The following is a 13,938-nucleotide window of genomic DNA, read 5'->3' as shown; positions in this document are numbered from 1 at the left end:
TTTAATAAAGTATGCGACTATCGATTATAAAACCGCTGCAATGCCTTTACATAGAGGACCCATATTTGACTTCGTCATACCAGCAACACTGATTCGGCCTGAACCGACGATGTAAATACCGAACTCTTCTTTCAGACGGTTTACTTGCTCTTTAGATAGGCCTGAGAAAGAGAACATACCATTTTGACGTTCTATGAAGCTAAAGTCTGCGTCCACACCTTCTGATTTTAGTGTCGCTACAAATAGTTCACGCATCTCTTGGATACGGTCACGCATTTCTGCTACTTCAGCTTCCCATTCCGCACGCATTTCGGCATTGCCAAGAATGTGAGTCACGACCGCGCTGCCGTGCGCTGGTGGGTTAGAGTAGATAGAGCGAATAATGGCTTTAACCTGCGAGAATGCGGTTGTTGCGACTTCTTCTGATTCCGCTACTAACGTGAAGGCACCAACGCGTTCGTTGTATAGGCCAAAGTTTTTCGAGAAAGAGCTCGCGACTAGGATTTCTTTGTTGTACTTAGCAAAAGTACGAAGACCCGCCGCATCCTCTTCCACACCTTTAGCAAAGCCTTGGTATGCGAAGTCAAATAGAGGAAGCAATTTCTTCTCTGCGACTAGTTTCGCCAATGTTTCCCATTCTTCAGCAGTTGGGTCGATACCTGTAGGGTTGTGGCAGCAGCCGTGTAGAAGCACGATGTCACCTTCAGATGCAGATTGCAGATCGTTTAGCATTGCATCGAAGTCTTTGTCTTTTGTTTCAGCGTTGTAGTAGCTGTATTGTGCCGTTTCGATACCAGCAGCAGTAAATACGCCGTTGTGGTTTGCCCAAGTAGGGTTGCTGATCCAGATTTTTACATCGCCAAGTTGGCGTTTAATGAACTCACCAGCAACACGTAATGCACCGGTACCACCTGGAGCTTGAGCTGTTTTAGCGCGTTTTTCGTTTACAATTTCCGCATCAGAGCCGAAAAGCAGTTTTTGTACTGCAATGCCGTACTCTGCTGTGCCTTCGATAGTTAGGTAAGACTTGGTTTTTTCAGTTTCAACAAGCGCTGCTTCAGCTTTCTTTACTGTTGCAAGAACGGGAGTTTCGCCTTGCTCGTTTTTGTAAATACCTACGCCAAGGTTAATTTTGTCTGCGCGAGTATCTTTTTTAAACTCTTCAGTAAGGCCAAGAATAGGGTCAGCCGGAGCGGCAACTACTTTTTCAAACATAATCTTCATCCATGTTAATCGAAGGGGTGTGCTAACATTTATACCTTTCAGCAATATTGGTTACAACCGTTACTGAAAAGAAAACCTAAAAAAGTTGCGATTTGAAACAGAATTCTAACATAACTAAAGTTTTTGCCATGAAAACGTTTGGTAGGCACAGAGTTTGAAGGGGATTTATACCATGGTTGATGAAGTTTTGTTCACGTACCAATCGTTTGACTTCAGTGCTTTGCATTAGTGATTTACGTGGAGTGGCGGTTACTAGTTGAGACAAAAACGCCCCACTAAAGGTGGAGCGTTTACTTGTAAGAAGTATAGATGTCGGCTGATGTTATTTCTTCAGATCGATTTCAGACTCAACCGCATTGGTTTCGATGTCTGGGTTAGAAGAAAGCTTCTCAGTCGCCCAGTCGTTCATATGCTTTAAGATTGCTTTTAACGCGTGCTTCTCTGTTGGGACTTCCGCTTTTTCGACTTCAAGCTTTTGTTTCGGGTGTGTGCCCGTCGCATCTTCCGCTACGTGTAGCCAATCTGGGTGCCAATAATAAGGTTGGCCGGAAGGTGAACTCCAAGAATGTACGCCGTTGGATTCACCTTTGTATTTAATGTCTTCTTCGTTGTATTTCGCCATTATTGTTTTCTCTCATAATCCATGAGTTGAGGTGTGCATCACCATTACTATCTAAATGTAACAGATGTAATGAAAATTAATGTGATAACTATCGACTTATTTTGTCATTCGATAGCTACAGACGATGCGTACTTCTCATTCAGAAGAATTTACTATTTGGCAGGTTTTGGCTTTATTTGCGTTTAAAGCACACGGCGATGGATTCGCCTGCCTAACGCTATTCTTGAACGGTGATAGAGCCTAAGCTACTCGTCATTCAAGTGTTTGAGAATCGCCGCTTTTGCATGCTCTTCTGTCGCTGCTTCTCCGTCAGGGACTTCAAGGTCAGCCTTTTTGTGTTCACCCAAAGCATCTTCAGCGATATGCAACCAATCAGGATGCCAGTAATAAGGGGTTGTGCCGCCAGGATGGTCCCAGCTATGTACACCTTTATGTTTCCCGCGATAAGAGAGATCGTCCATTGTAAATACTTTCATCGCTTCCTCCCGACTTAAAAGATAGATGTCTAAGTGGACTTTACACTCTCAGCTCTGCGGAATGCCTTGCTTTTCGGACAAGGCAAAGATTTAAGACCACTCGGACGTATCAGTAAAAGTATGGAACATAAATTCTCACTTCGTCGTCGAAATTGCTATTAACAAGCTTGATAAATTACGTTGCTAAATTGACTACTGCCATATCAGAATGCTGGCGCGAAGTATGCTATGGTGCGGCTGCAAGTGAAATGAGGGATACATGAATCGATACCGTCAATTGGCCGAATTGTTTAAGGCACAAATTCAGCAAGATACTTGGAGAGCAGGGGAGAAGCTGCCTTCAATACGCATTACCAGCCGCAATCATTCCGTAAGTGCAGGTACGGTATTACAAGCCTATCAATTGCTAGAGGCGCAAGGCTGGGTGATAGCAAAGCCTCAATCTGGTTACTATGTGACTGCCGATCTTGAACGTCTCACTAATAAGAATGGAATTAAAAGCAACAATACACCATGTACCAAGTTGAATGATGAGTTGTATTCGTTTTTGAAGCACCAAGCAACATCGGATGTTGTTCATTTAGGCTCGGCGTTTCCGGATCCGTGTTTGTTTCCTTTAGAGTCGCTTAACCGTAATTTGGCCAGCTCGGGACGAAAAATGGGACCGGATAAGTTGCTAGACAACCTACCTCCTGGTGCTGAGTCGTTAAGGCGACTCGTCGCTCAGAGGTATATTCATCATGGGATATCACTAACCCATGATGATGTGGTTATTACTTCCGGTGCGCTAGAAGCATTAAACTTGAGTTTGCAAGCGGTCACCCGACCAGGTGATACCGTCGTTGTCGAATCCCCAACGTTTTATGGCGCACTTCAAGCAGTAGAACGGTTGGGGCTCAAGGCTATAGAAATCAGTGTCGATGATGAGAGTGGGCATTCGCTTGAGCAAATCGAAGCAGCTTTTGCCAATGAAGACGTTCGGGCTTGTTGGTTAATGACGAACTTTCATAATCCAACCGGGGCTTCTTTGTCTGATGAACACAAACGATACATTGTTGAGTTAGCCAATCGATATGATGTGTATCTCATCGAAGACGATGTGTACTCTGAGCTGTATTTTTCTGACAAAAGGCCGAACTCATTGAAGACCTTTGATGAGCAAGAGCGTGTCCTTCATTGTGGTTCTTTTTCTAAGAGTTTATGCCCTGGATATCGCTTGGGTTGGGTGGTGAATAAGCGTTTTAACGAGACTATTCAAAAGCTCCAGTTAATATCGACATTGTCTGGGAGTGCCCCTATTCAGCAGGGGGTTGCACATTACTTACAAAACGACAGTTACGACAACCACCTGAGAAAGCTGCGTAAGACACTGCAACACCGTCAAGCTGACTTCGTGCATTTACTCGCAAAGCACCTACCTAAAGAGGTTACCTATCAACGTCCTGATGGTGGTTACTTTCTTTGGCTGAAATTGCCAGATGGAATATCAAGTAAAGCGGTATATCAAGCACTATTGTCTGAGCAGGTTACTGTCGCTTATGGCAAACTCTTTTCGATAAGTGATCAATACGAAAACTATTTAAGACTGAATACATCGCTTCCTTTAGAAACGAGTTTAGAACGTGCTATCAAAAGGTTAGGTGATTTGCTTCGCGAATTACTCAGAATTGAAACTCATTAAACTGCTTAGTGTTTTTTTGCTCCAACTGTATCAGCGCCATTTTTGCAAATTGTGCTTCAATCATTATTCAGGTCGAAAGACCTTGGATGATTAAGCAGGATTTAAGATGAAAAAGCAGTTGGTTAAGCATGAGTTAAGGTTAATCGCCGTTGCTATTTTTAGTGCGTTTTTACTGGTATTTGCGCATCTCATTTTGGCGAAATCTTTCTCTCATATGGTATGGACAGAGTACACCGCGGCCGTGATCCCTTTCGTAATGTTTGGCTTATGTATTGTGGGCGTAAAGTACGCTGAAAAAGCGGACAGAGATAAGGAAGAAGACTAACTCAAGCTTGAGTTGCTTGGCAGATAGTATTGACGGTTGAGCACAAAATAAAAGACCTCCACTAGGGAGGTCTTTTCTAATTCTGTCTCATCACTAAAAAGTGATTAGAAGTTCGCAGAGCGAGGCGTACGTGGGAATGGGATCACGTCACGAACGTTGCCCATGCCTGTTACGTAAGATACTAGACGCTCAAAGCCTAGACCAAAGCCTGCGTGTGGCACTGTGCCGTAACGACGCAAGTCGCGGTACCAGCTCATGTGCTCAGGGTCGATACCCATTTCGCGCATACGTGCATCCAGTACGTCTAGACGCTCTTCACGCTGAGAACCACCGATGATTTCACCGATGCCAGGTGCTAGAACGTCCATTGCCGCTACCGTCTTACCATCATCGTTCATACGCATGTAGAATGCTTTGATGTCTTTCGGGTAGTTCTTAACGATTACCGGCGCTTTGAAGTGCTCTTCCGCTAGGAAACGCTCGTGCTCAGATGACATATCGATACCCCACTCAACTGGGAATTCGAACTCACGGCCAGAATCCAACAGGATTTGGATCGCGTCAGTGTAGTCAACTTGTGCGAAGTCAGAAGAAACAAAGTTCTCTAGACGGCTAACGGCTTCTTTGTCGATGCGCTGAGCAAAGAACTCAAGGTCATCGCGACGCTCTTCAAGTACTGCTTTGAATACGTACTTAAGCATGTCTTCAGCCAGTTTCGCAACGTCGTCCAGTTCTGCAAACGCAACTTCAGGCTCAACCATCCAGAACTCTGCTAGGTGGCGGCTTGTGTTTGAGTTTTCAGCACGGAAAGTAGGGCCGAAAGTGTAAACCTTGCTTAGTGCACAAGCGTAAGCTTCCGCGTTTAGCTGACCAGATACCGTAAGGAAAGTTTCTTTACCGAAGAAGTCTTCGTTGTAGTCCACTTTGCCAGCGTCTGTACGAGGCAGGTTTTCCATGTCTAGCGTAGAAACGCGGAACATTTCACCAGCACCTTCAGCATCTGAGGCAGTGATCAACGGCGCAGATACCCAGAAGTAACCTTGCTCGTGGTAGAAGCGGTGGATCGCTTGAGATAGGCAGTTACGTACACGAGCTACCGCACCGATTACGTTTGTGCGCGGACGTAGGTGCGCAACTTCACGTAGGTACTCGATAGAGTGACGAGTTTTTGCCATCGGGTAAGTTTCAGCGTCTTCAACCCAGCCAACCACTTTAACGCCAGTGGCAGCAAGTTCGAAGTCTTGGCCCTTTGCAGGAGATTCAACAATCTTACCAGTTACTTCAACAGAGCAGCCAGTCGTTAGCTTTAGTACTTCGTCTTCGTAATTATTAAGATTATTTGGGACCACGGCCTGAATCGGGTCGAAACAAGAGCCGTCATATATGGCAAGGAAAGAGATTCCAGCTTTGGAATCACGACGTGAACGGATCCAGCCACGAACAGTCACTTCGCTGTCTACTGCTAGCTGACCTTTCAATACGTCTGATACAGGCGCGTAAGTCATGTTTTCAATATTCTCCATTGAGGTAAAAATTCAACCCAACACTTATTAAAGTACTTGTCTAATAACATTTTTGTTCAAAAAACAAGCTAAGTGCTGAGTTGGGTAGCATTTTACAGATTCAACGAGACATATTACCTGTCAATTCGCTCGCATCAACCTTTATATTCATTTTGATGGGGAGAATCTCTCTATTTATTCACTCTTTGATGCTCTGAAAGTGTGAATTGGTTGAGTAATTGCTCTAAACGTTCGGATAGATGCTCTAAATCAACACTAATATCACGCGTGTGCGATGCTGATTGCGATGTGTCGTCAGCATGCAGTGTGATCACATCAATTTTGGATTGAATACGCTGACTGACGTCGGATGTGGTTTGCGTCTGGCTTTGGATGTTTTCCGCATGTTTCAGAACTTGATGCATTTCATCGACAACGTTATGCATCGTGACTGAAAGTGTCTCGACATCGACTGAACGTTGGTGAGCAAACTGGCAGACAGTATCCACAGAGGCTAAGGACTCTTCACTCCCTTTCTGGAATTGAGAAATGATATGCTCAATGTTGCCCGTGGCTTCGGCGGTCCGAGAAGCTAGGTTACGCACTTCCTCCGCGACGACGGCAAAACCGCGTCCTTGCTCTCCGGCTCGGGCGGCTTCAATTGCAGCATTCAACGCGAGTAGGTTCGTTTGTTCTGCAATGCCTTTAATGACCCCAAGAATGGATGATACTTCTTCGGTTCTTTGGTTTAACGAACTGATTTTTTCCCGTACGCCGTCAATATTGCTCACCAAGTGTTTGATGTCTTCGCTCACGCTGTGTGCTTGGCTTGCGCTGTGAGTGGCAACATCAACGGTATGGTTGACTAGAGCTGTGGCGTTATTGGTCGAGTCTTCAACGGCGGTTTGTTGTTGCAACATGTCGGTGATGTTGCTTTGTACGTCACTGGTTTCCAATTGTTGATTATTGGCCGCTTTGTCTGTTGATTGTGCAACATCCGTTAACTGACTGGCTGAATTGGCAAGAGAGTGGGAGGTGTCTTGTACACGCTCTAAACTCTCAGATACCGTGTCCATAAACGAATTAATCGCGATAGAAAGTTGGCCTACCTCATCTTTTTGGTGATGAACAAGTCGTTGAGATAGATCTTTACTATGGCTCACATTCGCCATGAATTGCGACGTTTTTTGTATTGGGCGAACAATGATCTTACGAATCAAACTCATCGTTATAATAAAACCAACAAACGCGATAACGGCCATTATTCCCATCGCAAACATTGCCTGTTTATTGATCATTGAATTGACGTGGTTCATGTTGTATTCCAAACGAATCGCGCCCAATACTTCGCCTTCTGGTGCTACATGGCAAGAAACGCAGTTGGTGCCACGATAATTTTTGCTTGATTTCATTGGTAGCGCGACAACCAGTCCGTTCCCCCAATCGGCTGAAATTGGCTCAATGACCAGTTCGCCATTTAAAGCTCGTTGATCAATATCATCGACCGGTTGTTGGTTTGCTTGTCCTGGTCCGTAAAGCTTGGTGACGGTATCGGCCCGCAACACGCGAACTTCTTCAATCCCTTCTTGAGCGAGTGCTTTTTTTCGCAAGGTTTCTTTTTGCGACATGGTGCCTGTTAGCATCATCATGTTTAGGCTATCGAAATAATTACTGGCCTTATCATGAAGCTGTTCACTGAGAACATCATTGATTAAGGTTTTTTGTTGATGGTATTGATAAGCCGTAGAGGCAGCCAGAACACAGCTGAAGACGGCAATTAACGCGAGCAAGAGCTTAAAAGTGATAGTTGAGCGCATAAATTTATAAGTGTAATTGGAACGAACTGCACAATCTTAATGTGCACAAATGCACACTGCGATCAACGAAATGAATGATTGTGACCCCACTCATGTTGGGGATATGTAATTGTGATGTGAGTGCTGTGTAATCAAATGTTTGGCGCATGACAGAAATACGACGATCAGGACAAAGGTTTAATTATTTTCGCTGAGAACAAACGGCGTTTTGCTACGCTTGTATTGAGTAGCACTTGTCTGTTGGCAGTGAATTCCTTAGTATTGCGTGTCTTTTTAAAGCCTGAGAATCAAGATGAAAACAGAATTGTACAAAGAGTTTATGTTCGAAGCGGCACATCACTTGCCACATGTACCTGAAGGCCATAAGTGTGGTCGTTTGCATGGACACTCTTTCTTAGTTCGTCTTTATGTAGAAGGTGAGGTAGACCCGCATACTGGTTGGGTAGTGGATTTCGCTGAAATCAAAGCGGCATTCAAACCAATTTACAATCGTTTAGACCATTATTACCTGAACGACATTGAAGGTTTGGAGAATCCGACGAGCGAAGTGCTAGCAAAATGGATTTGGCAACAGCTTAAGCCAAGTTTACCGTTGCTAAGCAAAGTAGAAATCAAAGAAACGTGCACAGCCGGTTGTATTTACAAAGGTGAATAAGTCACTTTTTATTGAGCATTGAAGACAAAGGCAAGCTATGAGCTTGCCTTTGTTGTATCTGGATATTCCCTATTTTTTATACTTTTCTTGCTAGCTCAGTGGATGACGTAAAATCCACTCTTTTTCGTTCTCACCAAACGTTGTTTTCTCTGTATTGATGAATCCACACGCATCAAGAAAACTGATAGCGTATTGCTGACTCTGTGGCACAGTGACGCAAAGAGAGGTGCTTTCAGGGTCAATGGTATACGCATAAACGAACAGTTTACGTAACGCTTCACTCCCAAGCCCTTGGCGTTGGAAGCGTCGATCAACCATCAAGTACTTGAGCCCCAGTTCGTGCCTTTTGGCAAAGGGCGCATGTTGGGAGAAGCCTTTATCGATAACAAGATAGCCAACTAATAGATCGTCAGAATAAATCGTAAAGAACGCTTCAGACTTATTGCGTTTTTGATAAGCCACTTCAAACGGCGTAGAAAATCCTTTCTGCTCTTCCTGCACATCCAATTGCATCAAACTCGAAAAATCTTTCAGTTTGGTGGGTTTAATAGCAATCATCGTTCAACCACAAATTGGCGGCATATCCTCATGCCGCCACGAACTTTAATAGAGTATTCCCTCTAGTTTAAGTAACTCACGAGGTTAAGAAAAGCTAGAAATGCAGAGGATAATAATAACCTTGGTGAATATAGGCGCCTAATGTTGTGAGTAAGTGAGCGCTATCGGCGGTTTCTACGCCTTCAACAATGACGGTACACCGATACGTATTTCCCATGGCGATTAACTGACGCAACGTTTCCACTTTCTTATCGTCCGACTTTAAACCAATCACAAACTCCCGATCTATTTTCAAATAATCTGGATTGATTTTACTGATGAGCGACACGTTGTTGTTGCCAGTGCCAAAGTCATCGATACTGATTTTACAATCCAGTGCTTTTAGTTTCGCGACATTGCCATAAATCTCGGAGGTATAGTACATCGATGCATTTTCCGTGATTTCAATCGTCAGCAAACGACAATCTCGGTTAGATAGTTCTCTGTGTAGGATTGAAAAGTTGCGTCCTCGCAGCAAAGAAGGACAAACATTAATGCTGATAGGAATAGGCAAGGCTTTGTGCTTAGTATAGATGGACTCTATCACCAGTAAGGTATGAGTTAGGAGCAGCCCATTGCGGATCAGTGTCTCAATAAACCGTTGCGTATTTTTTACCTTAAACCGCGAGAGCGCTTCGTAATGCACAATCTTTTGCGCTGAAGTGTCATAAATCGGCTCCAGTTTGATTTTAAATTGTCGAATTGCACACAAATAAGCCATAAAGGCTTGTAGAGAGCGATGACGCAGTATTATGAGAAACAGCAAGCTTAATAAAATGATGCTTTGAAACGGTCCAGAGATGTAATACACCTCTTTATAGCCGCTGTTCTTAACGTGATAGTTGAAAAAGCGTTCATTGGTGTTACCAATTTCTAAAGAGGTCCCTGTATTGGTTGATAGCTTCATGCCGGAAAGAAAAAAACGCGAAATATGATTTTCAACGTTGTCGGATAAGTTAATGTTTTTGACACGAACCAAAACGGTCGCGTTATTCAAGTCAAATGATTGGGTCGTATAATTGCTATTATTACTCCACTCTTCAAATGCTTTTTTGCTGACAGGGACAACGGTTTCTGGGGTGACTAAACACCGGATATTGAAACGGTCTAGCATCATGCTCGATTCGACCAGCTTTACATTATCAAAGAGCGACTTCAATTCTCTTTCATCAGCAAAGCAGCTCTTTTGGGAAAGGTTTTCTGCAATTTCGAAGGCGTTATCAAGATAATTATGTTTCACAATGCTGTTTATCGCGTAATAACAGATGGCAAAGAAAATGATCGCTGTGATCAAGACGACCCACAGCGTATCTGAATAGATCTTTTTATTACGCAGACAAATACGAAGGGCTTTGCCAAGGCTGTTTGTTGTGTACTGATTGATCTTGTGTTGATGGTCGATGCCATTCTGATGGTTGTTTTGCATAGTAAAAGGGATGAAGTATCCGGTCCGGTGAATATTTTCGATAATATTTTTTTTTGTGGTTACGTGTTCTTCCGTGAGCTTGCGAAATTTCTTTCTTAGAGCGGCCACCGCGTTTTTAAAGCCATTTTCAGGCAGTGTCATTTTGTATTGTTGAGTGATTTTGCTTTCTATCAGTCGCTGGCTAATTGGCGTATTTAAGCTGCCGTATTTGGCGATGGTTGACAGAATGGCGTACTCATTTGGGTTGACAGGAATGGAGTGGTGGAGTGATTGATTGAGCTCTAAAGATATTTCGTTTTCGGACAAGCAAACGCAGATTTGGTTTCCAATTTCAAACCTAATCATGTGTTGGTGTGCTCCAAGTTTAATTTTTGGCTACGTTATCAATAAAGCTAGGAGAGGGATGTGATTTTTTACGGGGATATCCATAATAATTGGATATATTCAAGGTTTTAGGTTTTTTTATGCTGGGCGTAGCAACCCATTATTCATAGTTAATGAGGTATAAAAAACCCGAGCGGCGGCTCGGGTTTCGTCGATATTCAGCAAGGCTTATTAACAGATAACTTTTACTGCTAGGCCGCCTTGAGAAGTCTCACGGTATTTCGCGTTCATGTCTTTACCTGTCTCTAGCATTGTTTCGATAACTTTATCTAGAGAAACAGTAGGAGCAGAAGAACGACGCAGTGCCATACGAGTTGAGTTGATTGCTTTTACAGCTGCAATACCATTACGCTCGATACATGGAACCTGAACCTGACCTGCAACCGGGTCGCAAGTTAGACCTAGGTTGTGCTCCATCGCAATTTCAGCCGCCATACATACTTGCTCTGGGCTACCACCCATAAGCTCAGCAAGGCCAGCTGCTGCCATAGAACATGCCACGCCAACTTCGCCCTGACAGCCAACTTCTGCACCAGAGATAGACGCGTTACGCTTGTAAAGGCCGCCAATTGCACCAGAAGCTGCGAAGTAACGGATGTAGTCTTTCTCAGTTACGGTTTGAATAAACTTGTCATAGTAAGCCAGTACCGCAGGGATGATGCCACATGCACCGTTAGTCGGCGCAGTTACAACACGACCACCTGCTGCGTTCTCTTCGTTTACTGCAAAAGCAAACATGTTTACCCAGTCAACAACAGACATTGGATCGTTCGTTGTTTTTTCAGAAGTAAGCAGTTGCTGACGAAGTGCTGCCGCACGACGAGGTACGCGTAGTGGACCAGGTAGAATGCCTTCTTCGTTCATACCGCGATCCATACATTCGCGCATTGTGCGCCAGATGTTTGCGAAGTAAGTACGAGTTTCTTCGTCAGAATGAAGTGCATGTTCATTTTTCATGGTTAGCGCACTGATAGACAGGCCGCTTTCATGACATTGCTTTACAAGCTCTTCTGCCGTTGTAAACGGGTAAGGAACTTTTACTGGGTTCTCAACTTCTTTACCGAAGTTTTCTTCATCAACGATGAAGCCACCGCCGATGGAGTAGTAAGTTTTTGAGTACGCTTTTTCGTCATCAATCCAAGCGTGGATTTGCATGCCGTTTTCGTGTAACTCAAGGTTTGTTTTGTGGAAGTTCATTCCACCTTCACGTGGGAACGATACTGTGTGACAGTGCATGCCAACAGGAAGGCGTTCAGTTTCTTCTACGCGAGCGATAAAGCCCGGGATAGAATCGATATCAACTTTCTCAGGAGTGTTGCCTGCAAGACCCATGATGATAGCAATATCTGTGTGGTGACCTTTCCCTGTCAGTGATAGTGATCCATAAACGTCAACGGTGATTTTAGTGATGTCGCGCAGTTTTCCCATTGCACGAAGGTCATCAATAAACTCTTTACCCGCTTTCATTGGGCCTACAGTGTGTGAGCTTGAAGGTCCAACACCGATTTTATAGATATCAAAAACACTAATCATATCGATTACCTCAGAAGAAAGCCTCCCAAGGGGAGTTGGGAGGCTTAATTTTATCGTTATATTTTTGGATTAATCATACCGTGCTAGGGCAGGGATGATTAAAGAGCGCCGTAGATTACAGAACTAATGGCAGCAAGACCACAGATTGCTGTGAAAATTTGCACAGGTGCTGAAGTTTTGTACTTAGCCATCGCTGGAACTTTTTGCATTGCGAAGATAGGCATCAAGAATAGGATTGCCGCAATCATCGGTGCGCCCATTGTTTCAATCATACCTAGGATGCTTGGGTTAACGATAGCAACGATCCAAGTTGTGATTACGATGAAGATAAGAGACATCTTCTCGATCTTGCTTACTGGTGATTTTGAACGAGATTTCACTAGACCAACTAGACCTTCATGTGCACCTAGGAAGTGGCCGAAGTAGCTAGAAGTGATAGCCGCGAAAGCAACCAGTGGACCTAAGTAAGAGATCAGTGGAGACTCATGAACGTTTGCTAGGTAAGAAAGAACAGAGATGTTTTGCTCTTGTGCTGTTGCTAGTTGCTCTGGAGACAGAGAAAGTACAACAGAGAATACGAAGAACATTACAAAGCCCATTAGCATCATTGCTGCGCCACCAGTGATAGCGTCAGTTTTCTTAACTGCGTCATCACCGTATACACGACGTTGTTCTTTAGAGAACTGAGAAATGATTGGGCTGTGGTTGAAAGAGAACACGATAACAGGGATTGCTAGCCATACGATAGCTGGCATTGCACCCCAGTCAGGCGATACTTCCATCATTGAAGTGTTCCAACCAGGAATTAGGTACACAGACAGCGCTAGTAGGATGAACACTAGAGGGTAAACCATCGCTGAAGTTGCTTTCAGCATAAGCTCTTTACCGAACACTACACCCGCTGTCATTGCAGCGATAAGTGCACCGGAAAGTAGCCAGCGAGGAATAGATTCCATACCCATTTGGTTAACTAGGAAAGAGTCAACCGTGTTTGTGATACCAACACCGTAGATAAGTACGATTGGGTAGATAGCGAAGAAGTAAGCGAACGTAATAAGGTTTGCGCCAGTCTTACCAAAGTGCTCTTCTACTGTGTCAGTGATGTCCGCTTCTGGGTTTTTCGCAGAAAGAACGAAGCGAGCTAAAGATTTGTGTGCGAACCAAGTCATTGGTGCTGCGATTAGGGCTAGGATTACTAATGGCCAAAAGCCACCTGCACCTGCTTTAATAGGAAGGAATAGTACACCGGCACCTACTGCCGTACCAAAAAGGGACAGACACCAGGTAAAGTCTTTGTAAGAAAACTTACTAGACGATTGTGCGGTAGAAACCGCAGAAGTAGTTGTATTCATTTTTTAGTTACTCATTTTGGGAACAGGAAATAAGTCGGGAGTAATTTTGCAAGATTTTACACTAGGAAAATTAGATCTAAATCATTTATTGCTTACGCTTATTGAATGATATGTCAAAAACCTGCTTTTTATCACGAAAATGATGTGCTACTCGTGATTTCTGCTAATGAGTAAAATTAGAAAAACTTATCGATAGGGCTGTTTGTATAAATTTATTTCACCGCAAGCGTTTGCGGTGAAAACGGCAAATTAATCTAATGTGAATGAATGTTTATGAAGCAACGTTTTATTAATATTGATGCGCATGATGATCGCATCCATAAAAATACCGATATCAGAAGTTT

12 protein-coding genes are annotated in these 13,938 nt (G+C 43.8%); 3 read left to right on the top strand and 9 right to left on the bottom strand.

All coding sequences use genetic code 11. From position 1 onward, the window contains the following. Positions 1 to 24 precede the first annotated feature (24 nt). The 3 genes from ACWPOD_RS14485 to ACWPOD_RS14475 form a co-directional block, all read right to left on the bottom strand. Positions 25 to 1,215, bottom strand: coding sequence for an amino acid aminotransferase (locus tag ACWPOD_RS14485; protein ID WP_012841647.1), 1,191 nt, complete (start codon positions 1,213 to 1,215; stop codon positions 25 to 27). A 331-nt stretch (positions 1,216 to 1,546) separates the two neighbouring features. Next, positions 1,547 to 1,846: a hypothetical protein gene (locus ACWPOD_RS14480; RefSeq protein ID WP_005396873.1), complete on the bottom strand. Its 300-nt coding sequence runs from the start codon at positions 1,844 to 1,846 to the stop codon at positions 1,547 to 1,549. A gap of 245 nt (positions 1,847 to 2,091) precedes the next feature. Beyond that, positions 2,092 to 2,322, bottom strand: coding sequence for a hypothetical protein (locus ACWPOD_RS14475; protein WP_005396877.1), 231 nt, complete (start codon positions 2,320 to 2,322; stop codon positions 2,092 to 2,094). A 259-nt stretch (positions 2,323 to 2,581) separates the two neighbouring features. Between ACWPOD_RS14475 and ACWPOD_RS14470 the strand changes: the two genes are divergently transcribed. Together ACWPOD_RS14470 and ACWPOD_RS14465 are read left to right on the top strand one after the other, a co-directional pair. Continuing rightward, a complete protein-coding gene (locus ACWPOD_RS14470) occupies positions 2,582 to 4,003 on the top strand; it encodes an aminotransferase-like domain-containing protein (protein WP_301616094.1) in 1,422 nt (473 codons plus the stop codon). Between the two features lie 106 nt (positions 4,004 to 4,109). Beyond that, positions 4,110 to 4,328: a hypothetical protein gene (locus tag ACWPOD_RS14465; RefSeq protein WP_258485972.1), complete on the top strand. Its 219-nt coding sequence runs from the start codon at positions 4,110 to 4,112 to the stop codon at positions 4,326 to 4,328. A 104-nt stretch (positions 4,329 to 4,432) separates the two neighbouring features. Here the strand turns inward: ACWPOD_RS14465 and asnS are convergent, their stop codons facing one another. Then, positions 4,433 to 5,833 carry an asparagine--tRNA ligase gene (gene asnS, locus ACWPOD_RS14460; RefSeq protein WP_046876186.1) on the bottom strand — a complete coding sequence of 467 codons (1,401 nt, stop codon included), beginning with the start codon at positions 5,831 to 5,833 and terminating at the stop codon, positions 4,433 to 4,435. Positions 5,834 to 6,021: 188 nt separating this feature from the next. Further along, positions 6,022 to 7,647: a methyl-accepting chemotaxis protein gene (locus tag ACWPOD_RS14455; protein WP_301616093.1), complete on the bottom strand. Its 1,626-nt coding sequence runs from the start codon at positions 7,645 to 7,647 to the stop codon at positions 6,022 to 6,024. A 292-nt stretch (positions 7,648 to 7,939) separates the two neighbouring features. On the opposite strand from ACWPOD_RS14455, the gene queD reads away from it, so the two are divergent. Beyond that, on the top strand, positions 7,940 to 8,302 hold the full coding sequence (gene queD, locus ACWPOD_RS14450) for a 6-carboxytetrahydropterin synthase QueD (RefSeq protein WP_005376896.1): 363 nt from the start codon (positions 7,940 to 7,942) through the stop codon (positions 8,300 to 8,302). 90 nt (positions 8,303 to 8,392) lie between these two features. Here queD and ACWPOD_RS14445 read toward each other — a convergent pair whose 3' ends face one another. The 4 genes from ACWPOD_RS14445 to ACWPOD_RS14430 form a co-directional block, all read right to left on the bottom strand. After that, positions 8,393 to 8,860, bottom strand: a complete 468-nt coding sequence (locus ACWPOD_RS14445) for a GNAT family N-acetyltransferase (RefSeq protein ID WP_456232005.1) — start codon at positions 8,858 to 8,860, stop codon at positions 8,393 to 8,395. 94 nt (positions 8,861 to 8,954) lie between these two features. Then, a complete protein-coding gene (gene tpdA, locus ACWPOD_RS14440; RefSeq protein ID WP_167426437.1) occupies positions 8,955 to 10,670 on the bottom strand; it encodes a cyclic di-GMP phosphodiesterase TpdA in 1,716 nt (571 codons plus the stop codon). A 210-nt stretch (positions 10,671 to 10,880) separates the two neighbouring features. Then, a complete protein-coding gene (locus ACWPOD_RS14435; RefSeq protein WP_005396900.1) occupies positions 10,881 to 12,242 on the bottom strand; it encodes an L-serine ammonia-lyase in 1,362 nt (453 codons plus the stop codon). Positions 12,243 to 12,340: 98 nt separating this feature from the next. Next, positions 12,341 to 13,594, bottom strand: coding sequence for an aromatic amino acid transport family protein (locus ACWPOD_RS14430; RefSeq protein ID WP_005396901.1), 1,254 nt, complete (start codon positions 13,592 to 13,594; stop codon positions 12,341 to 12,343). Positions 13,595 to 13,938: the final 344 nt, after the last annotated feature.

The sequence above is a fragment of the Vibrio sp. JZG120 genome (genome assembly GCF_053890955.1).
The sequence above is the reverse complement of the archived record's forward strand: the minus strand, read 5'-3'. Positions and strand labels throughout refer to the sequence as shown.